This is a genomic window from Trinickia sp. (assembly GCF_057351765.1).
This window is the reverse complement of sequence record NZ_JBMRBK010000014.1, coordinates 1-18,409: the sequence shown is the minus strand read 5'-3', so window position 1 is coordinate 18,409 and position 18,409 is coordinate 1. Positions and strand designations below refer to the sequence as shown.

Genomic DNA, 18,409 nt, shown 5'->3' with positions numbered 1-18,409 from the left:
TCGCTGCGGCACCCATCGGGGTGCGGTTGTTACGGATAAAGTAATCCGCCAGTTTGTCGATACAACAATCTGGATACAGTGCGCCGCGCGCAGATGTGGTGCGACCCTTTGAGGCTGAACCGCACCAAGACACAGTCGCACGAGACTGACTGATACTAACGAAGAGAGAGCCGATGACCGGGGTCTACAACCCGCTGCTGGTCTGCCTGTCGCTGGTGGTTGCATTCCTTGCGTCCTACACGGCAGTGGAATTGTCCGGCGGCCTGAATACGCTCGCGGGCGCGAAACGGCGGCCGCTATGGCTCGCGGGTGGCGCGGTGTCGATGGGCGTGGGTATCTGGTCGATGCACTTCATCGGCATGCTCGCGTTCTCGCTGCCCGTCGAGGTTGGCTACGATCTGGCCGCCACGACAGCGTCGCTGTTCCTCGCGATCGGCGTGTCGCTGATTGCGCTTGCCACGGCGAGCCGCGGCGTGCTGTCGAGCGCGCGCCTGTGCATTGCAGGGACCGTCATGGGCATCGGCGTGGCCGCGATGCACTTCACCGGCATGCACGCGATGCAGATGTCGCCGGGAATCGCCTACACGATCTGGAGAGTCGCGCTGTCGGTGGGCGTGGCGATCGCCGCTTCGATGGCGGCGCTTTGGCTCGCCTTCACACTGCGCGCATCGGACGTGCAGAACGTCGTGGTCAAGCGGCTCGGCGCAGCCTTCATCATGGCGCTCGCGATCACCGGAATGCATTATGTCGGCATGAGCGCGGCCGATTTCGCCGCCGGCAGTATTTGCCTCTCCGTCGGCAAGCTCGATGCGCGCTGGCTTGCGCTCATCGTCACCGCGACATCGTTCACCGTGCTGGTCGGCACACTCGCATTGCTTGGCTTCCATACGAGCAGCCTCTCGATCTCGCTGCGGCGCGCGAACCGGCAACTGCATTACCTCGGTACGCACGACGCGCTGACGAATCTCCCGAACCGCCAGCAACTTTCGTTGCGCATCGCGCAGGCGATCGCCGAATGCTCGCGCAGAGAATCGCCATTCGCCGTGCTCTTCATCGATCTCGACGGCTTCAAGTCGATCAACGATTCGCTCGGCCACAGCGTCGGCGACGACCTGCTTAAAGCGTGCGCCGAGCGTCTACGCCAGGACGTCCCCCCGACCGCCATGGTCGCCCGGCTCGGCGGAGATGAATTCGTGATCGTGGTCGAGCACGTGATCGAGCCGTCGTCCGCCGAGGCGCTTGCCAATGGCGTCCTGCGGCGGCTAAGCCAGGAGATCGACGTCAACGGATTGCCGCTGCGCGTGAGCGCAAGCGTCGGCGTTGCGTTCTATCCTCGTGACGGCAGCAATGCCGGCGAACTGCTGCACAGTGCGGACGCCGCGATGTACGTCGCGAAGCAAAGCGGGCGCAACACGTTCCGGGTGTTCGAGCCGCAGATGAACCATACCACCCTCAAATCGCTGATTCTGCAACGCGATCTGCATCGTGCGTTGACGGGCGGCGAACTCAGCGTGTCGTTTCAGCCGAAGTTCAGCGTTGCGTCGCAATCGGTGACGGGCGTGGAGGCACTGATTCGCTGGCGCCATCCCGAACTCGGCGAGATTCCTCCGCTCGAGTTCATTCCCATCGCGGAACGCTCTGGCCTCATCGTCGGGATCGGCGACTGGGTAGTGCGGGAGGTCTGCAGCAATATCGCGCTATGGGATGCGCAAGGGCTGCCCCCGGTGTGTGTGGCGGTGAACCTTTCGCCGATCCAGTTCAACGTGCAAGACCTGGTGGCCCGGATCGACACGCTGATAGGCGCAGCCGGCGTCGATCCCCGTCGCCTGATGTTCGAGATCACGGAAACGACGGCGATGCAGAACATCGAGAAGACGAGCCGCACGATCGAAGCGCTGCAGTCGCGCGGCTATACCGTCGCGATAGACGATTTTGGCACCGGATACTCGAGCCTCGCCTATCTACAGCGCTTCAGGTTCGACCAGATAAAGGTCGACGGCTCGTTCATGCGCGATCTCGTCGCCGGCGGCCGGCGCGGCAGCGCATTGCTGTCGGCCGTCATGACACTCGCGCGCGCGTTGCAGATCGAAGTCGTGGCGGAAGGCGTCGAGACGGAGTCGCAGTTCCTGACGTTGCGCGAGCTTGCCTGCGATCAGATGCAGGGGTTCCTGTTGAGCCGGCCTTTAACCGCCGTCGAGCTTCCTGCGTTCCTGCGTTCCGTTGCCGACCGAATCGTCACCGCCGGGGGCGCGTGCGTCACGCCGGCAGAATGAGGGCGGCTGCGGAACCCTCATCGGCCAGCGACCGCACGCGCAACCGCGCGATACCACCGTCGCGCGGTTCGCAAAGCACGGAAATGCAGCGGCCAACCGCCGATCAGCCGACGCTGATCTCGATGCGCCGCGGCTTCGCTTCGTCGCGGCGCGGAATCGTCAGCTTCAGTACGCCGTCGCGCAGTTGTGCGTCGATACGCGATACGTCGAAGTCCGGGCTCAGCGTGAACGCGCGCGCGAAGTGCGGGTGGCGTATCTCCGCGTGCTGTAGACGCAAGCCGGCCGGGGTCGGCACGACCGCTTCCGCCTCGATCGTCAGACTGCCGTCCTGGACGCGCACATCGAGTTTTTCGCGCGGTACGCCCGGCAAATCTGCATAGAGCGTAATGCCATGACGGTCTTCGAAGATATCCACGTCCGGCGCGAGGCGCACTTGACGCGTTGCGGTCTGTCCGTTCCCCGGTTTCGTCACGCTCGTGCTGCTCCCTGCGGCCTGGGTGGCCAGCTTGGTTGTGTCATTCATGATGTCCTCCGTAATGCCTTGGGCGGGTCGCCCCACCGGTCCAATTCGCTGTTTCGTGCGTCGCCGCGTTTATTGCACGGTGACCGAACGCGGCTTCGACGCTTCGGACTTGCCGACGCTGATCGACAGGCACCCGTCCACGTAGCGCGCGTTGACCTTGTCCGGGTCGGCGTGCTGCGGGAGTTCCACGACGCGCCGGAATGCGCCGACGAAGCGCTCCTCGGCATAGACGCGTGTCTCGTCGGACGATTCCGGCTCGGTGCGTTTGCGCTCGCCGCTGATCGTGAGCAGACCCTTGTCGATCGAAACCTCGATCGTTGCTGGATCGAGCCCCGGCGCGAATGCGACGATCTCGACCGATTCGTCGGTCGTGCCGATGTTGATGGGAGGGAAGGCGTCGAAGCGCGTGGCGCGCAGACTCGAGGGGAACCCCGCGAAGAGGTTCGTCATCTGCCGTTGCAGGCGATCGAGCTCGCCCAGCAGATTGGCGTCGAAGAAAAGATCGCTCATGATTGGCTCCTTTCCGGGGGGCCCGCACGGAACTGGACCGGACTACGCGCTCCAGTCCATCCGTCCGCGAGGAAGCCCGCTGACAAACAAATCGAAACACGCAGCGCGTGAACCGCGACTGCCTGAGCGAAACCTAAGATAGTGCAGAAAGTGGAGATTTCAAGAGGGGCGCAGGCGCGACGAATGGCGTTCCCTGACCCCTATCGCATCGAGGGGCGGGGAAGCACTAATCGCGCGCTGGCCGCGACTTCACGCTGCCCGTGACGAGATCGAAGCGAAAGAGCCGGCACTCGAGCGCACCGTTGAAAAGCGGCGTCTTCGTCGATTCGCGTAGGCGCATGAGCCCGGGAAGCTTGCGATCCGCCGTCAACACGAAAGCGCTCCAGCCCGCGAAGCGCTGCTTGAGTGCATCGCCGAACGCCTGAAAGAACTCGGCATCGGGCGTCTCTTCGTGAGCGCGGCGAAAACCTTCCGCGTTTTCACGCGGCTCCCGCAGTTCCCCGCGCGGGCCACGGCCGCGTACCGTCAGCCGCTCCCCATAGGGCGGATTCGCGACGACGATACCAGGGGCCGCGATCGGCGGCGTGATCGCCCGCGCGTCGAGCTGCTTGAGCGAGATCGACGGCAACCCAGCCCGTTCGAGGTTTGCGCGAGCCTTCTCCAGCATGTCGCCCGAGATGTCGCTGCCGAAGATGCGCAGGTCGGCCGAATTCGATGCCCGTGCCGCGCGTTTGGCGTCCATCGCCTCGACTTTCATTGCCTGCCAGGCGGCGACGTCGTATTGCTTCAGCTTCTCGAAACCGAAGCGGCGCTCGACGCCGGGTGCGATGCCGAGCGACATCTGCGCCGCTTCGGCAAGGAACGTGCCGCTGCCGCACATCGGATCGTAAAGCGGCGTGCCCGGCGTCCAGCCCGCCACGCGCAGGATGCCCGCGGCGAGGTTCTCGCGCAGCGGCGCGGCGCCCTTGTCGAGCCGCCAACCGCGCTTGAACAGCGGTTCTCCCGAAGTATCGAGATAAAGGGTGCAAAGATCGGCGGTCAGAAACGCGGACACGCGGACGTCGGGCTGTGCCGTGTCGATGCTCGGACGCGCGCCGCTCACGCTGCGCAGACGGTCGCACACCGCATCCTTCACGCGCAGCGTGGTGAACTCGAGGCTGCGCAGCGGCGATTTGATCGCGGTGACGTCCACGCGCAGCGTTTCGTTCGCGGAAAACCAGGTCTCCCAGCGCTGCTCCGCAGCAAGCGCATAGACGTCCTGTTCGTTGCGATAGGAGCGCTCGGCGATCTTGAGCAGCACGCGGCTCGCAATGCGCGAATGCAGATTGGCCGCCATGCCGACCGCCCAGCCGCCGCGAAACTGTACGCCGCCAGGCACTTGGGCACCGGCTTCGAACGGGGCGGCAGCGCCAGCCGTTTGCAGACGAGCGCCGATTTCCGCGAGCTCGGCGGCAAGCGCGGCTTCGAGCCCGCGCGGACAAGGGGCGAAAAAATCGAACGGCGTGGGGGTGGACATAAGGCACAGGCGTAATTCAAAGACGCCATTGTACGCGCCTCATCCATGCGTTCCGGCGCCCTGCCTTGCTGCGCCGTCAGGTCAGTTCGAACTGCTCACAGCGCTCTGGCTTCCCGACGCGCAGCCGCTTGCAGCCGCGCCCGCTGCAGCGGCCGGCCGCGCCGCCAACGCGCGCACGGCGGCCGCGATGTCGTCGGCCATCTGTGCGACGGCGCGGCGGTGTCCATCGACGAGCGCGGGGTAGCCGGCTTCGACGGGCTCGCTCGCCACGGTTCGGCAGGTCAGCACGGCCTGTGTGCGTACGGCGCGCACGCTCCAGACCGCATCGAGCACCGCGCGCGAACCGGGCCACGATTCGAAGCGGCGCACGTTGACCGTGATGCGATAAACCGGCACGCCTGCCGGATAGGGCGCGCCATACACATCGAAGGAGCCCAGGCGCGTGGCCAGATCGCCCGACAGCGCCCTGCGAATTTCATCAGCGGGCGCCGAGGCCCAGCGTTCCTGCTCGAGCACGTCGACGCGCGCATCGCCGGCCTGCACGACGAGCTGATTGCGCGAAACCTGGGCCGGCGTGTCGACGGGGGGCACCTCGAACAACAACGCGGGAGCCGTCGTCGGACGTTGCGCGGCCGCTGCCGGCACCACTCCGTCGCTGCCGGCGTTCGCGCCGCTCAACGTATAGAACCGGCTGGTGGGCGAGGCGCAGCCAACGAGCGCCGCGGCGCTGGCCCAGACCGCGGCACGAACGAGTCCGGCCCGGCAAGAAGTGCGAATGGAGGTCATGGATGGCCATCCTTGGCTTTGCCGCGCAATAGCGATTCGGGATGCCGCTCGAGATAATCGGCGAGCGCGTTCAGCGATTGCAGCGTCTGCGTGAGTTGGTTCAGCGCCTGATGCATATCCGATTGCAGCGGCGAATCCTGCTGCAGCGTGGCCTGCGCCGCGCCGAACGTTTGCCGCGCCGCGGCCAGCGTGTCGCGCGCCTGCGGGGCGAGTTCGGTATCGAGCTGCTTGAAGAGGTTGTTGGCGTTCTTCAGCGTGCCGTTCAGATTCTGGCTGATCTCGTCGAACGGGATCTTGTCGATCTTTTTCGCGATGTCGGCCACCTGCAACTGCAGCTCTTCGAGCGTGTTCGGCACCGTCGGCAATACGAGCGGCGCATGCCGCATGTCCAACGACGCCCGCGGTGCGTTCGGGAAAATATCGAGCGCAACGTAGAGCTGGTTCGTGAGCAGATTGCCCGTACGCAGCTGGCCGCGCAGCCCATGTGCGACGAGCGTGCCCAGCAGTTCCATTCCCGCGGTCGGTCCGCCGCGTGCAATGGCGTCGCGGAACTGCTGACCGAGCCGGTCGGGGTAGAGGTTCATCGTGACGGGCATCGTGAAATTGCGTGCCTTCGGATCGTACTCGACGCCGATTCGCGTCACCTCCCCGAGCTCGATTCCGCGGAAATCGACGGTCGCGCCCGGGGACAGTCCGCGCACCGATTGGTTGAAGTTCATGACCACCGACAGCGGCGGACCGTCCGGCTCGCGCATTGCGCTGCTTTCGTCGCTGGCGAGCCGGAAGACCGCATCGTCGGGTGCGGCCTGGCCCACGGCTTGCCCGGGCGGCGACTGAAACGCGACGCCGCCGACGATGACGGTGGCGAGCGACTGCGTATTGAGCTTCAGGCCGCTCGAATCGAGCCGTAGATCGACGCCGCTCGCATGCCACCAGCGCGAATTGGTGCCGACATATTGATCGTAGGGCGAATTGACGAATACCTCGACCGTCACGCCGGTGCCGTCCTTGTCGAGCGAGAAGCCGACCACTTGTCCCACTTGCACGCGCCGGTAATAGACGGGCGAGCCGATATCGAGCGAGCCGAGCGAGCCGCCTTGCAGCGTATAGCGGCGCCCCCGCAGGTCGCCGGTCACGGCCGGCGGCTTTTCGAGCCCGACGAAATCGGATTGCGCGTTGCGCGAGCGGCCGGCGTCCACCCCGATGTACGAGCCGGACAGCAGCGTGCCGAGCCCCGTTACCCCGCTCGCACCGATGCGCGGGCGCACGATCCAGAATTTCGTGTCTTCGACGGCGAAGTCCTCGGCCTCCTTGGTCAGCTCGACTTCCACGAGCACGCGGTGATGGTCCTTCGACAAGCGTATCGTTTTGACCGCGCCGATATCGACATCCTTGTACTTCACCTTCGTCTTGCCCGGCTCGAGGCCCTCGGCGCTCGAGAAACTGATCGTAATGGTCGGCCCGCGTTCGATCACCGATTTGACGACGAGGCCGATACCGATCAGCGCGGCAACGAGTGGGACGAGCCAGACGAGCGAGGGCAGCCAGCTGCGTTTCGCTGCCAGGGGCTCGGGCAAATCGGGCGGCAGCTCCGGGCCGCCGGGCGAACCGCCGTTGGCGTTGGGGGGCTGTCCTTGCGAACTGGTCATGATGAGGGTCCTGAGTCGGGCGGGCGGCGTAGCGCACTGTCGGCGGTATCGGCTCCGCTTTCGTCGTGCACAGCGTCCCAGATGAGGCGCGGATCGAACTGCATCGAAGCGAGCATCGTCAGCACGACCACGGAGGCGAACGCAAGCGCGCCCCAACCGGCCGTGATGACGGCGAAAGACTTGAACCGTACGAGCGCGACGGTCAGCGTGATGACGAAGACATCGAGCATCGACCAGCGGCCGATGCGCTCGACGAGCCGATAAAGCCGCGTGCGTTCGAGCGGGCGCCACGGCGTGCGCCGCTGGACGGTGATCGCGAGCAGCGCGAGCACGGTGAGCTTGAGCATCGGTACGAGAATGCTTGCAACGAAGACGATGATGGCAAGCGGCCAGTCTCCGGAGACCCAGAAATAGACGACGCCGCTCATGATCGTGTCGTCCTGGTCGCCGAACAACGAACTCGTATGGAGCACGGGCAACAGGTTAGCGGGAATGTAGAGCAACGCCGCCGCGATCAGGAGCGCCCAGGTGCGCGAAATACTGTTCGCCTGACGCTGATGAAGCGCGGCGCCGCAGCGCGAGCAATGCTGTCGCGCGCGGCGCGGCGCGGCGCGCACTTCGACGTTGCCGCATGCGTGGCAGGCGATGAATCCAGCGCGGGCCGCGGTGAGATAGCTCATCGGGCGTCTATCGGCGGTGCGCCGACGCACGCGGGATGCCGCCTTGCGTGCGTGTACGGGGCGCCGAGGACGGGCGCAGGGCGTCCGCGATATCCCAGAGCGCGCGCGGATCGAACATGACGACGACGGCCAGCATCAGCGTCAGCCCGCCGAACGCGAAGAGCGCGGCCTCGGGCACTACGCGGGCGAGGCTCGTCATCTTGACGATCGTGACGAGGATGCCGAGCATCAGGACCTCGACCATCCCCCACGGCCGAACGAACTGGATGGTCCGCAAAACCAGATCGAAGGCGGGCGGCACGACGCCCGAGCGAACCGGCATCAGCACATAGAGCAGCGCGACGAGTTCCACGAGCGGAAATAGAAACGTCGAACAGAAGACGGCCACGGCGACGAGTTCCATACCATCGTTCCATAGCACGCCGATCGCACCGATCAGCGTGGTCTGGGAAGTCGTGCCATTCAGATCGAGTTCGACGATCGGAAAGCCTTGCGCGATCAGGAATGTGATCAGGGCGGCGACCGCGAGCGCGGCGATCAGGTCGAGGCGGGTTGCGCTCGAGCGAAAAAGCAACGCCGCGCAGCGCGGGCAACGCGTGTTCATCTGCTGCGCATGATGCGGTTTTCGCAACAGTGCGTCGCATTCGTGGCATGCAATCAGATCCGAGCGATTCATGGGCGGCGGGCTTTCGTCCTGGTTTCATCGCGGGCCGCGGTGCGTCCGCGCGATGTGCGGATGTGCCGCAAGTCCGCGCCCATCTTACCAAATGGACATTCGAGGGGGCGCCGCGCGTCCCGCGGACGGGCTCGCCCATCGAACGATTGGGTCGATCGGCGCGGCGCGTGGGCACTTTGCAGCGGGCAGCGGCCGCCGGCGAGAAGCCCGTTTGCGATCCCGCACGTATTTTCAGGTTGCGGTACGATGGCGCCCGTTGGAATAGCAAGCGGGACATATTCGTTTCATCAGTGTCCGGGTAGCGGGCCCGCTTTCATGTCACTCGATGCCTTGCCATGCAGACCAAACGTCAGCCTTCCTTTGCGCGATCAGACGGATATACGCGTATTGCAATCGCCTTTCACTGGGTGATCGCGCTTTTGATCGTGAGCGGATTCACGATCGGCTGGATCATGACCCGCATTCCCGGTTTCACCCCCGAGAAGCTGCGCTATTTTTCGTGGCACAAGTGGATTGGGGTGACCGTGTTCGCGTTGGCGCTCGTGCGCGTCCTGTGGCGTCTGACGCACGAGGCGCCGCCGCTGCCGTCCGGCATGAGCGCCTGGCAGCGCGCGGCTGCGAACGCCGTGCACGGGCTGCTGTACCTGCTGATGATTGCGGTCCCCGTTACGGGGTACCTCTATAGCTCGGCCGCGAACGTGCCCGTCGTCTATCTCGGGCTCATTCCGTTGCCCCGCATCATCGATCCGAACCCGGAGTGGAAAGCGATCCTCAAGACCGCGCATATTACGCTCGATTACGGACTCGGCATTCTCGTGCTGGCGCACGTCGCGGCCGCGCTCAAGCATCAATGGATCGACCGGGACAAGCTGCTCGCCCGGATGATTCCGTTTCTCAAGTGATCTCTGAACGGAAATGACAATGAAAGCATCGTTTTACCGCTACATGCTGGCGGCGTTCGCCGCGGCGTCGATGGCCGCCGCCGGTCTGGCCCAGGCACAGGTCGATACCGCGAAGAGCTCGATCGTCGCGACCTCCAAGCAGATGAACGTGCCCGTGGACGGCAAGTTCACGAAGTTCACGGCGCAAATCAGCTTCGATCCGGCCAAGCCTGCGACGGGCAGCGCCCAATTCACCATCGATGTGGCGAGCTACGATCTCGGCGACAAAGAGTACAACCAGCAGGTAGCCGGCAAGGACTGGTTCGATGCGAAGACTTACCCGAGCGCGACCTTCGTCTCGAGTGCCATCGCGCCGGCAGGCGGCAACAAGTACAACGTGACGGGCAAACTGACGATCAAGGGCAAGAGCCAGAACGTTGTCGTGCCCGTGACCGTGACACAGCAAGGCGCGACGCAGGTCTTCGATGGCGCGTTGCCGATCAAGCGTTCCGCGTTCGACGTGGGGACGGGCGAGTGGAAGGATACGTCGGTCGTGGCCGACGACGTGACCATCAAGTTCCATATCGTCGCCGCTGCCAAGAAGGGCTGAACTTCCCGAGCTGGGTTTCGCCGTACGCAATCAACCCTTTTCGCCGCCCGGATGGCGGCACGCATCAGGAGAACCAATGAAAAGCAATCTGCTCATCGCCGCGGCACTGGCCGCCTCGATTTCGGGCACCGCATTCGCTGCCGATACGTACCAGTTGGACCCGAATCACACCTATCCGAGTTTCGCGGCCGATCATTTCGGCGGCCTCTCGGTCTGGCGTGGCAAGTTCACGAAGAGCTCCGGCACGGTGACGCTCGATCGCCAGGCGAAGACGGGCACGGTCGACGTCACGATCGATGCGGCTTCGATCGATACCGGCAACAAGAAGCTCGACGAGCACCTCGTCGGCAATGAGTTCTTCGATGTCGCGAAATATCCGACCGCGACGTACAAGGGCACCGAGATCAAGTTCGACGGCGACAAGCCCGTCGAAGTCATCGGCACGCTGACGCTGCACGGCGTCACGAAGCCCGTGAATCTGAAGATCGATTCGTTCAAGTGCATGCCGCATCCGATGCTCAAGCGCGAGGTATGCGGTGTCGAGGCCACCACGATGTTCGACCGTGACGAGTTCGGCATCGATATGGGCAAGAAGTACGGCTTCAAGATGGAAACGGCGCTGCGCATCCAGGCCGAGGGTATCAAGCAGCAATAACCGCTCAGCACGGGTTTCAGACCCGGCGCTCAGGGAACGAGCCGCTTCGCGCATCGAGCCGGGGCGGCTTTTTTTCGCATAGACACCTGCCGCTCCTCCGTTGCGCGCCGCAAATTTGCGATAGATACTTGCCGCGGCACTGCTCCCCTAAAACAACCCAGGAGGCAAGCATGGGCGAGACTTTGACGGCACGACCGGCCACGGCGCGCAATGGCGTGTGGCGGGCAGTCGTTGCAACATCCATCGGCAACGCACTCGAGTGGTTCGATCTTGTCGTCTACGGATTCTTTGCCGTTCTGATCGCCCAGCTTTTCTTTCCCGCGGGCAACGAAACCGTCTCGCTGCTGCTCACGCTCGGAACTTTCGGCGTCTCGTTTTTCATGCGCCCGCTTGGCGCCGTCGTCATCGGCGCCTACGCGGACCGCGCGGGGCGCAAAGCCGCTCTCACGCTGTCGATCCTGCTCATGATGGTCGGCACCGCAATCATTGCCGTGCTGCCCACCTACGAGCGCATAGGCGTGGCGGCGCCGCTCATTCTGGTGCTCGCGCGGCTCATGCAGGGTTTTTCCGCCGGCGGGGAATTCGGCAGCGCCACGGCGTTTCTGGCCGAACACCGGCCCGAGCGGCGCGGATTCTTTGCGAGTTGGCAGGTGGCGAGCCAAGGTCTTACCACGGTGCTGGCCGCTGTTTTTGGTGCCGTGCTGACGGGCGCGCTCACGCACGAGCAACTGTCGACCTGGGGATGGCGCGTGCCGTTCATCTTCGGTCTGCTGCTGGGGCCGATTGCCTATTACATCCGCTCGAATGTCGACGAAACGCCGGAGTTCCTCGCGGCCGAGACGACGCGCACGCCGCTGGCCGATACGTTCGCCGCGCACAAGACGCGGCTGGCGGTGGCGATTGGTATCGTGGTGCTTGGCACGGTCTCGACGTACCTTGTGCTGTTCATGCCGACTTACGCAGTGAAGCAGTTGAAGCTCCCTTCGTCGATCTCGTTCGCCGCAATCGTGTTGACCGGCGCGATCCAGATGGTTTGCTCACCGCTCGTCGGGCATCTGTCCGACCGGTATGGGCGCACGGGCATCATGTCTGCTTCGGCGGCGCTCATGCTTTTGCTAGCGTATCCGGCCTTCGCGTGGCTCGTGGAGCGACCCACGACAGGCGTGCTGATCGCCGTGCAAATCGGCTTGGGACTCCTGATGACCGGGTATTTTGCGGCGCTGCCAGGGCTGCTGTCCGAGCTCTTTCCCGTGGCGACCCGCACGACCGGCATGTCGCTCGCCTATAACATCGCGGTCACGATCTTCGGTGGCTTCGGCCCGTTCATCATTGCGTGGTTGATCCGGGCAACGGGCGACAAGGTCGCGCCGAGCTTTTATCTCATGTTCGCGGCGGCGGTGAGCTTTGCGGCGCTAATTGCGGCGCGGCGGGTGCTTGGCTTGCGGTGAATGGAAGGCGACCCTGCCATCAGGGACCGTGTACCAGAAAAAACGCGCGGCTCAGATGAGCCGCGCGTTCTCGATGTTAACGATGCTGCCGAGTGTCAGACTTCCGCCCCGGCGTTCGGATCATTCGGATCGTGGCGCGGACGCGTTTCCTTGAGCAGGTCTTCGCGCTTCACGCCGAGCCACATCGCCAGCGCGGCCGCGACGAATACCGACGAGTAGATGCCGAACAGAATGCCGATCGTGAGCGCCAGCGCGAAATAATGCAGCGTCGGCCCCCCGAACAGGAACATCGACAGCACCATCATCTGCGTGCAACCGTGCGTGATGATCGTGCGCGACATCGTGCTCGTGATGGCGTGATTGATGACCCCCATGACGCTCATCTTCCGTTCGCGACGGAACGTCTCGCGAATCCGGTCGAAGATCACGACGGACTCGTTGACCGAATAGCCGAGCACCGCGAGCACCGCGGCCAGCACGGATAACGAGAACTCCCATTGGAAGAAGGCGAAGAAGCCGAGAATGATGACGACGTCGTGCAGGTTCGCGACGATACCGGCCACCGCGTACTTCCATTCGAAGCGGAACGACAGGTAGATCATGATGCCCGCCACGACGCAGGCGAGCGCAAGCAGGCCGTTCGTGGCGAGCTCCTTGCCGACCTGTGGCCCGACGAACTCGACGCGTTGCAATTGAGCGGCCGCGTCGTGCTGCTTGAGAGCAGCCATGACCAGCGTGCTTTGCTGCGACGACGTCAGCCCGGCCTTCAGCGGCAAGCGGATCATGACGTCGCGCGAAGTCCCGAACGTCTGCACCTGCGCGTCGGCGTAGCCGAGCGTGCCGAGCGTCTCGCGCACGGGCTCGAGCTGCACCGCCTGCGGATACTGCACTTCGATCACGGTGCCGCCCGTGAACTCCACCGACAAATGCAGTCCACGGTGTAGCAAAAAGAACACCGCGGCGAAGAACGTGAGGAACGAAATCGCGTTGAAGATCAACGCGCGCTGCATGAACGGAATGTCTTTATGGATGCGGAAAAATTCCATGTTCTTCTCTCCGGAGCCTAGGTCGGCCCGTTAGCGGGGCGAGCCCGGTTTGCGCGGCGCGCTGGCGCCTTCGCGCGCGCGGTTGCGCAGTACAGGCTTGCTTTCGCGTGCCCCCTTGCCCTTGGCCGGCGTGCGTGCCTCCGGCGAGGCGAGGGCAGCGCTCGCCTGCGCGGTGTCGGTCTCGGCATCGGCGCCGGTGTAGGGCGCGCCGGCGCCCGCGGGACGCCAGACCTGGCCGATCGCGAGCGACTTCAGCTTCTTCTTGCCGCCGTACCAGAAATTGACGAGACCGCGCGAGAAGAACACGGCCGAGAACATCGACGTCAGAATGCCGATGCAGTGCACGACGGCGAAGCCGCGCACGGGGCCGGAGCCGAACGCGAGCAGCGCGAGGCCGGCGATGAGCGTCGTCACGTTCGAATCGATGATGGTGGCCCACGCATGCGCATAGCCGTTCTGAATCGCGAGCTGCGGCGGCGCGCCGTTGCGCAGCTCTTCGCGCACGCGCTCGTTGATGAGCACGTTCGAGTCGATCGCCATGCCCAGCGCAAGCGCGATAGCCGCGATACCCGGCAGCGTCAGCGTGGCTTGCAGCATCGAGAGGACGGCAACGAGCAGCAGCAGGTTCACCGACAGGCCGATGACGGAAACGACGCCGAAGAGCAGGTAGTACGCGACCATGAAGACCGTGATCGCCGCGAAGCCGTAGACGACCGAATCGAAGCCCTTCTTGATGTTGTCGGCGCCGAGGCTCGGGCCGATCGTGCGTTCTTCGATGATGTCCATCGGCGCGGCGAGCGAGCCGGCGCGCAGCAGCAGCGCGAGGTCGGCCGCGGCCTGCGGCGTCGGCTGGCCCGTGATCTGGAACCGGTCGCCGAGCTCGGATTGGATCGTCGCGACCGTCAGCACCTGGCCCTTGCCTTTTTCGAACAGCACCATCGCCATCGGCTTGCCGATGTTGTCGCGCGAGACGCTTGCTACCGCGCGGCCCGCCGTCGAGTTCAGGCGGATACTGACCGAGGGGCGCTGATGTTCGTCGAAGCCGGCCGAGGCGTCGATGATGCTGTCGCCCGTGAAAATGACCTGCTTGCGCAGCAGCACCGGAACCTGATTGCCTTCGGTGAACAGCTCGTCGCCGGCCGGGACCGCTTCGCCCGGTTGCGGATGCGTGTTGACGGGATCGGCGAGGCGCGCTTCGAGCGTTGCCGTGCGGCCGATGATCTCCTTCGCCTTGGCGGTGTCCTGCACGCCGGGCAGCTCGACGACGATGCGGTCCGCGCCTTGCTGCTGGATCACCGGTTCCGCCACGCCGAGTTCGTTCACGCGGTTATGCAGGGTCGTGATGTTCTGCTTGACGGCCGCTTCCTCGACGCTGCGCTGCTGAGCCGGCGAGAACGTGCCGACGAGCTCGGTGCCGCCGTCCGCGGCCGGCCGCGAGTTCCATTGCAGCTCGGGGATCGAGCGCGTGAGCTGCGTGCGCGCCGTGTCGGCCACGCTTGCCTCGGCGAAGCGGATGACGACCGATTGACCGACGCGATTCACGCCGCCGTCGCGGATATTCGACTCGCGCAAATTGGTGCGCGCATCCGAGGCATCGGCATCGAGGCGCTTGCTCAGCGCGCCGGCCATGTCGATCTGCATGAGGAAGTGCACGCCGCCGCGCAAATCGAGGCCGAGATACATCGGCAACGCGTGCAGCGCGGTCAGCCAGCGCGGCGAGGCGCTTTGCAGATTGAGCGCGACGATGAATTGCGGATCGGACTGATCGGGGTTCAATGCTTTTTGCAGCGCGTCTTTCACATGCAACTGCGTGTCCGTGTCCTTGACGCGCACGCGGATATTCGCATTGGTCGCGCCGTTATCGAACGTGACGTCGTCGGGCTTGATTCCGTTCGCGGCGAGCGCGGCTTCGACTTGCGAGAGCGTGGACGAATCGAGTTTGACGGTTGCCTTGCCGCTCAGCACCTGCACCGCGGGCGCTTCGCCGTAGAAGTTGGGCAATGTGTACAGAAGGCCGATGGCAAGCGCCACGGCCATCACGACATATTTCCAAAGGGGGTAACGATTCATGGGATGGGCCGAACGGAAATGGGCGTAAAGGCGCGGTAGGAAGCGGCGTCGAGGCTCGGCGACGAGCGCGCGGCGCCCGATGAGCCGCGCGTTTCGCCTGTGCTGCGGCGCGTCAGAGCGACTTGATCGTGCCTTTCGGGAGAATCGTGGTGACGGCGGCCTTCTGGACGACGATTTCGGTGCCCTCGGCGATTTCGACGCCGACATAGGCGTCGCTCACCTTCGTCACTTTGCCGACGACACCGCCCGTGGTCACGACTTCGTCGCCCTTGGCCATCGCCGAGAGCATGCTGCGGTGCTCTTTCTGGCGCTTCATCTGCGGGCGGATCATGATGAAATAGAGCACCGCGAACATGAGGATGAGCGGCAAAAAGCTCATCAGGCTGGACTCGGCGCCGCCGGTTCCGCCTTGCGCGAATGCGTTGGAAATCAAGGACACGTTTAATTCTCCGTAAGTACGATCGGAACGATCTGAGAGATCGAAAAAAAGGCCGCGTATTTTACCACCGCCGCTCGAGGCGACGGCGGAGCAGCGCGGGATTGGGACCGGCAGCCCGCGCCGCTAGTCGACGCCCCTTGCGCGCTCCTCGGCGAATCGCATCCGAAAAGCGTCGAAAGTTCTAGTTTCGATGGCTTCGCGCATTTCGCGCATCAGTTCCAGGTAGTAATGCAGATTGTGGATCGTATTGAGCTGGGCGCCCAGAATTTCCCCTACCCGGTGTAGATGATGCAAATAGCCGCGCGTGAAGTTCCGGCAGGTATAACACGCGCACGATTCGTCGAGCGGGCGAAGCGAATTCTTGTGCGTCGCGTTGCGAATCTTGATGTCGCCGAAGCGCGTGAAGAGCCAGCCGTTGCGCGCGTTGCGCGTGGGCATGACGCAATCGAACATGTCGATCCCCGACGCTACGCCCGCCACGAGGTCCTCGGGCGTGCCGACGCCCATCAGATAATGCGGTTTGTCGGCGGGCAGACGCGGGCCGACGTGCTCGAGCACGCGCATCATCTCTTCCTTGGGCTCGCCGACGGACAGTCCGCCCACCGCAAAGCCGTGAAAATCGATCTCGGCCAGCCCCGCGAGCGATTCGTCGCGCAAATCCTCGTACATGCCGCCTTGCACGATGCCGAATAGCGCATTCGGGTTGCCGAGGCGCGCGAATTCATCGATCGAACGTTTTGCCCAGCGCAGCGACATGCGCATCGACGCCGCGGCGTCGGCGTGCGACGTCGGTACGCCGTCCGTGGCGTAAGGCGTGCACTCGTCGAACTGCATGACGATGTCCGAATTCAAGACCTTCTGAATCTGCATCGACACTTCGGGCGACAGAAAGAGCTTGTCGCCGTTGATCGGTGAGGCGAACGTGACGCCGTCTTCCGTGATCTTGCGCAGCTCGCCGAGCGAAAAGACCTGGAAGCCGCCCGAATCGGTCAGGATCGGGCGCCGCCAGCCCATGAAGGCGTGCAGGCCGCCGTGCGCCGCAATCGTCTCGAGGCCCGGACGCAGCCAAAGGTGAAACGTATTGCCGAGCACGATTCGCGCTTCGATTTCCTCGAGTTCGCGCGGGGCGATCGCCTTGACGGTCCCGTAGGTGCCCACGGGCATGAAGATCGGCGTCTCGACCACGCCGTGATTCAGGGTCAGGCGCCCCCGCCGGGCCTGCCCGTCGGTGGCGAGCAGTTCGAACGCGAGCCCGCCGGGTGGCGCCTCGCCGGGCGGATGTTCGTGGGTGAGACCTTCGGTCATGCATGACTCCGGAAAAAGGCTGCGCGCGCCGTTTTCGAGCGGCGCGCCGGTGCATCAGTCATCGCGGCGTGTGAGCAGCATCGCATCGCCATAGCTGAAGAACCGGTAGCGGGATGCGATCGCGTGCCGGTAGGCCGTGCGGATCGTCTCGACGCCGGCGAACGCGGATACGAGCATCAGCAGCGTCGACTTCGGCAAATGGAAATTGGTCACGAGCCGATCCACGATGCGAAAACGGTACCCGGGCGTGATGAAAATATCGGTTTCGGCCGAGGTTGCCGCGAGCGGCCGGCCCGCCGCTTCGGCGTCGCGCGCGGCCGCTTCGAGCGCACGCATCGACGTCGTGCCTACGGCCACGATACGGCCGCCGCGCGCGCGCGTCTCGGCGATCGCGTCGACGAGCGTGTCCGGCAATTGGTACCACTCGCTGTGCATCTTGTGCTCGGCGATGTTCTCCACGCGCACGGGCTGGAACGTGCCGGCGCCCACGTGCAGCGTCAGCGTCGCGCGCCTGACGCCGCGCGCGTCGAGCCGGGCGAGCACGTCGTCGTCGAAATGTAGTCCGGCCGTCGGCGCGGCGACGGCACCCGGACGTTGCGCAAAGACGGTCTGGTAGCGGGTCTCGTCGGTCGCGTCCGGATCGTGCTCGATGTAAGGCGGCAGCGGCAGGCGGCCGTGGCGCTCGATCAGATCGAGACAGCTCTCGGGAAAATGCAGCGTGTAAAACGGTTCGACACGCTCGCCGACCGTGACGTCGAACGCATCGGCTAGCCGCAGGATCGTGCCCGGCGCGGGGCTTTTGCTTGCGCGGATCTGCGCGAGGGCCGAGCGCTCGCCCGTTACGCGCTCGATCAGCACCTCGATTCTTCCCCCGCTGGCCTTTTGCCCGAAAAACCGCGCCTTGAGCACTTTCGTATCGTTGAAGACGAGCAGATCGCCCGCCGAGAGGCACTCGGGCAACTCGAGGAAGCGGCGATCGACGAGGCGCGCCGGGGTGGCCGCGGTATCCACCTCGAGCAGACGGCTCGCGCTGCGTTCAGGCAGCGCCTGCTGTGCGATGAGTTCGGGCGGCAGATTGAAATCGAAATCGGAAAGCGTGAACATGCTGCGTTGGTCGGCCTGAAGCGGCGCGGCCCGACAGACGTGCGAGCCGCTATGATCGCGAAACATCGCGAACGCGGTTTTACATGCGATAAAGCCGATATTGTACTTGCGAAGAGGACCGATGCCCTTGCCACGCCCGCACCTGCCCGATCCGTCGGACGACGTTCCCGCGGCCGAACCCGTCGTGGAGAGCCCGCGCAAGGCCCCGAAGGCGGCCAAGGTGGCCAAGGTGGCCAAG

Annotated in this window: 17 protein-coding genes; 5 read left to right on the top strand and 12 right to left on the bottom strand. The window is 64.5% G+C overall.

Annotated features, from left to right (window positions below; all coding sequences use genetic code 11):
• Positions 1–173: 173 nt before the first annotated feature.
• The gene (locus ACO1XS_RS02540; protein ID WP_486389960.1) at positions 174–2,273 is read left to right on the top strand and encodes a putative bifunctional diguanylate cyclase/phosphodiesterase; all 2,100 of its coding nucleotides are present in this window, start codon (positions 174–176) and stop codon (positions 2,271–2,273) included.
• A gap of 103 nt (positions 2,274–2,376) precedes the next feature.
• Here ACO1XS_RS02540 and ACO1XS_RS02535 read toward each other — a convergent pair whose 3' ends face one another.
• The 7 genes from ACO1XS_RS02535 to ACO1XS_RS02505 all read right to left on the bottom strand — a co-directional run bounded on the left by ACO1XS_RS02535 (position 2,377) and on the right by ACO1XS_RS02505 (position 8,613).
• Positions 2,377–2,796: an Hsp20/alpha crystallin family protein gene (locus ACO1XS_RS02535; protein WP_486389959.1), complete on the bottom strand. Its 420-nt coding sequence runs from the start codon at positions 2,794–2,796 to the stop codon at positions 2,377–2,379.
• A 69-nt stretch (positions 2,797–2,865) separates the two neighbouring features.
• Positions 2,866–3,306 (bottom strand): Hsp20/alpha crystallin family protein, encoded by a 441-nt coding sequence (locus tag ACO1XS_RS02530; RefSeq protein WP_486389958.1) that lies wholly within the window; start codon positions 3,304–3,306, stop codon positions 2,866–2,868.
• 226 nt (positions 3,307–3,532) lie between these two features.
• Positions 3,533–4,822, bottom strand: a complete 1,290-nt coding sequence (locus ACO1XS_RS02525) for a THUMP domain-containing class I SAM-dependent RNA methyltransferase (RefSeq protein WP_440561705.1) — start codon at positions 4,820–4,822, stop codon at positions 3,533–3,535.
• Positions 4,823–4,903: 81 nt separating this feature from the next.
• Positions 4,904–5,608 (bottom strand): PqiC family protein, encoded by a 705-nt coding sequence (locus ACO1XS_RS02520; protein WP_486389957.1) that lies wholly within the window; start codon positions 5,606–5,608, stop codon positions 4,904–4,906.
• Positions 5,605–7,257, bottom strand: a complete 1,653-nt coding sequence (locus ACO1XS_RS02515) for a PqiB family protein (protein WP_486389956.1) — start codon at positions 7,255–7,257, stop codon at positions 5,605–5,607. Before ACO1XS_RS02515 ends, ACO1XS_RS02520 begins: the two co-directional genes overlap by 4 nt.
• Positions 7,254–7,937 carry a paraquat-inducible protein A gene (locus ACO1XS_RS02510; RefSeq protein WP_486389955.1) on the bottom strand — a complete coding sequence of 228 codons (684 nt, stop codon included), beginning with the start codon at positions 7,935–7,937 and terminating at the stop codon, positions 7,254–7,256. The genes ACO1XS_RS02515 and ACO1XS_RS02510 overlap by 4 nt, the downstream gene beginning before the upstream one ends.
• Before the next feature lie 7 nt (positions 7,938–7,944).
• On the bottom strand, positions 7,945–8,613 hold the full coding sequence (locus ACO1XS_RS02505; RefSeq protein ID WP_486389954.1) for a paraquat-inducible protein A: 669 nt from the start codon (positions 8,611–8,613) through the stop codon (positions 7,945–7,947).
• 335 nt (positions 8,614–8,948) lie between these two features.
• Here ACO1XS_RS02505 and ACO1XS_RS02500 point away from each other — a divergent pair, with 335 nt between their 5' ends.
• The 4 genes from ACO1XS_RS02500 (at position 8,949) to ACO1XS_RS02485 (ending at position 12,207) form a co-directional block, all read left to right on the top strand.
• On the top strand, positions 8,949–9,515 hold the full coding sequence (locus tag ACO1XS_RS02500) for a cytochrome b (protein WP_481580172.1): 567 nt from the start codon (positions 8,949–8,951) through the stop codon (positions 9,513–9,515).
• A gap of 19 nt (positions 9,516–9,534) precedes the next feature.
• Complete coding sequence (locus tag ACO1XS_RS02495; RefSeq protein ID WP_486389953.1) at positions 9,535–10,104, top strand: YceI family protein; 570 nt, start codon at positions 9,535–9,537, stop codon at positions 10,102–10,104.
• A gap of 76 nt (positions 10,105–10,180) precedes the next feature.
• Positions 10,181–10,759 (top strand): YceI family protein, encoded by a 579-nt coding sequence (locus ACO1XS_RS02490; protein WP_486389952.1) that lies wholly within the window; start codon positions 10,181–10,183, stop codon positions 10,757–10,759.
• 170 nt (positions 10,760–10,929) lie between these two features.
• A complete protein-coding gene (locus ACO1XS_RS02485; RefSeq protein WP_486389951.1) occupies positions 10,930–12,207 on the top strand; it encodes an MFS transporter in 1,278 nt (425 codons plus the stop codon).
• A 95-nt stretch (positions 12,208–12,302) separates the two neighbouring features.
• Here ACO1XS_RS02485 and secF read toward each other — a convergent pair whose 3' ends face one another.
• The 5 genes from secF to queA form a co-directional block, all read right to left on the bottom strand.
• Complete coding sequence (gene secF, locus ACO1XS_RS02480) at positions 12,303–13,253, bottom strand: protein translocase subunit SecF (protein WP_331567994.1); 951 nt, start codon at positions 13,251–13,253, stop codon at positions 12,303–12,305.
• A 30-nt stretch (positions 13,254–13,283) separates the two neighbouring features.
• Positions 13,284–15,323 (bottom strand): protein translocase subunit SecD, encoded by a 2,040-nt coding sequence (gene secD / locus ACO1XS_RS02475; RefSeq protein ID WP_331567993.1) that lies wholly within the window; start codon positions 15,321–15,323, stop codon positions 13,284–13,286.
• A 112-nt stretch (positions 15,324–15,435) separates the two neighbouring features.
• Entirely contained in the window at positions 15,436–15,762 is a 327-nt protein-coding gene (gene yajC, locus ACO1XS_RS02470; protein ID WP_331567992.1) for a preprotein translocase subunit YajC, read from the bottom strand.
• A 123-nt stretch (positions 15,763–15,885) separates the two neighbouring features.
• Entirely contained in the window at positions 15,886–17,067 is a 1,182-nt protein-coding gene (gene tgt / locus ACO1XS_RS02465) for a tRNA guanosine(34) transglycosylase Tgt (protein ID WP_331567991.1), read from the bottom strand.
• Between the two features lie 54 nt (positions 17,068–17,121).
• Positions 17,122–18,171: a tRNA preQ1(34) S-adenosylmethionine ribosyltransferase-isomerase QueA gene (gene queA / locus ACO1XS_RS02460; RefSeq protein WP_331568004.1), complete on the bottom strand. Its 1,050-nt coding sequence runs from the start codon at positions 18,169–18,171 to the stop codon at positions 17,122–17,124.
• Between the last annotated feature and the right edge of the window lie 238 nt (positions 18,172–18,409).

What these genes read in the sequence shown, in the direction of transcription:
- ACO1XS_RS02540 (WP_486389960.1), top strand. Translation starts at nt 174, where the DNA reads ATGACCGGGGTCTACAACCCGCTGCTGGTCTGCCTGTCGCTGGTGGTT.
- ACO1XS_RS02535 (WP_486389959.1), bottom strand. Translation starts at nt 2,796, where the DNA reads ATGAATGACACAACCAAGCTGGCCACCCAGGCCGCAGGGAGCAGCACG.
- ACO1XS_RS02530 (WP_486389958.1), bottom strand. Translation starts at nt 3,306, where the DNA reads ATGAGCGATCTTTTCTTCGACGCCAATCTGCTGGGCGAGCTCGATCGC.
- ACO1XS_RS02525 (WP_440561705.1), bottom strand. Translation starts at nt 4,822, where the DNA reads ATGTCCACCCCCACGCCGTTCGATTTTTTCGCCCCTTGTCCGCGCGGG.
- ACO1XS_RS02520 (WP_486389957.1), bottom strand. Translation starts at nt 5,608, where the DNA reads ATGACCTCCATTCGCACTTCTTGCCGGGCCGGACTCGTTCGTGCCGCG.
- ACO1XS_RS02515 (WP_486389956.1), bottom strand. Translation starts at nt 7,257, where the DNA reads ATGACCAGTTCGCAAGGACAGCCCCCCAACGCCAACGGCGGTTCGCCC.
- ACO1XS_RS02510 (WP_486389955.1), bottom strand. Translation starts at nt 7,937, where the DNA reads ATGAGCTATCTCACCGCGGCCCGCGCTGGATTCATCGCCTGCCACGCA.
- ACO1XS_RS02505 (WP_486389954.1), bottom strand. Translation starts at nt 8,613, where the DNA reads ATGAATCGCTCGGATCTGATTGCATGCCACGAATGCGACGCACTGTTG.
- ACO1XS_RS02500 (WP_481580172.1), top strand. Translation starts at nt 8,949, where the DNA reads ATGCAGACCAAACGTCAGCCTTCCTTTGCGCGATCAGACGGATATACG.
- ACO1XS_RS02495 (WP_486389953.1), top strand. Translation starts at nt 9,535, where the DNA reads ATGAAAGCATCGTTTTACCGCTACATGCTGGCGGCGTTCGCCGCGGCG.
- ACO1XS_RS02490 (WP_486389952.1), top strand. Translation starts at nt 10,181, where the DNA reads ATGAAAAGCAATCTGCTCATCGCCGCGGCACTGGCCGCCTCGATTTCG.
- ACO1XS_RS02485 (WP_486389951.1), top strand. Translation starts at nt 10,930, where the DNA reads ATGGGCGAGACTTTGACGGCACGACCGGCCACGGCGCGCAATGGCGTG.
- secF (WP_331567994.1), bottom strand. Translation starts at nt 13,253, where the DNA reads ATGGAATTTTTCCGCATCCATAAAGACATTCCGTTCATGCAGCGCGCG.
- secD (WP_331567993.1), bottom strand. Translation starts at nt 15,323, where the DNA reads ATGAATCGTTACCCCCTTTGGAAATATGTCGTGATGGCCGTGGCGCTT.
- tgt (WP_331567991.1), bottom strand. Translation starts at nt 17,067, where the DNA reads ATGACCGAAGGTCTCACCCACGAACATCCGCCCGGCGAGGCGCCACCC.
- queA (WP_331568004.1), bottom strand. Translation starts at nt 18,171, where the DNA reads ATGTTCACGCTTTCCGATTTCGATTTCAATCTGCCGCCCGAACTCATC.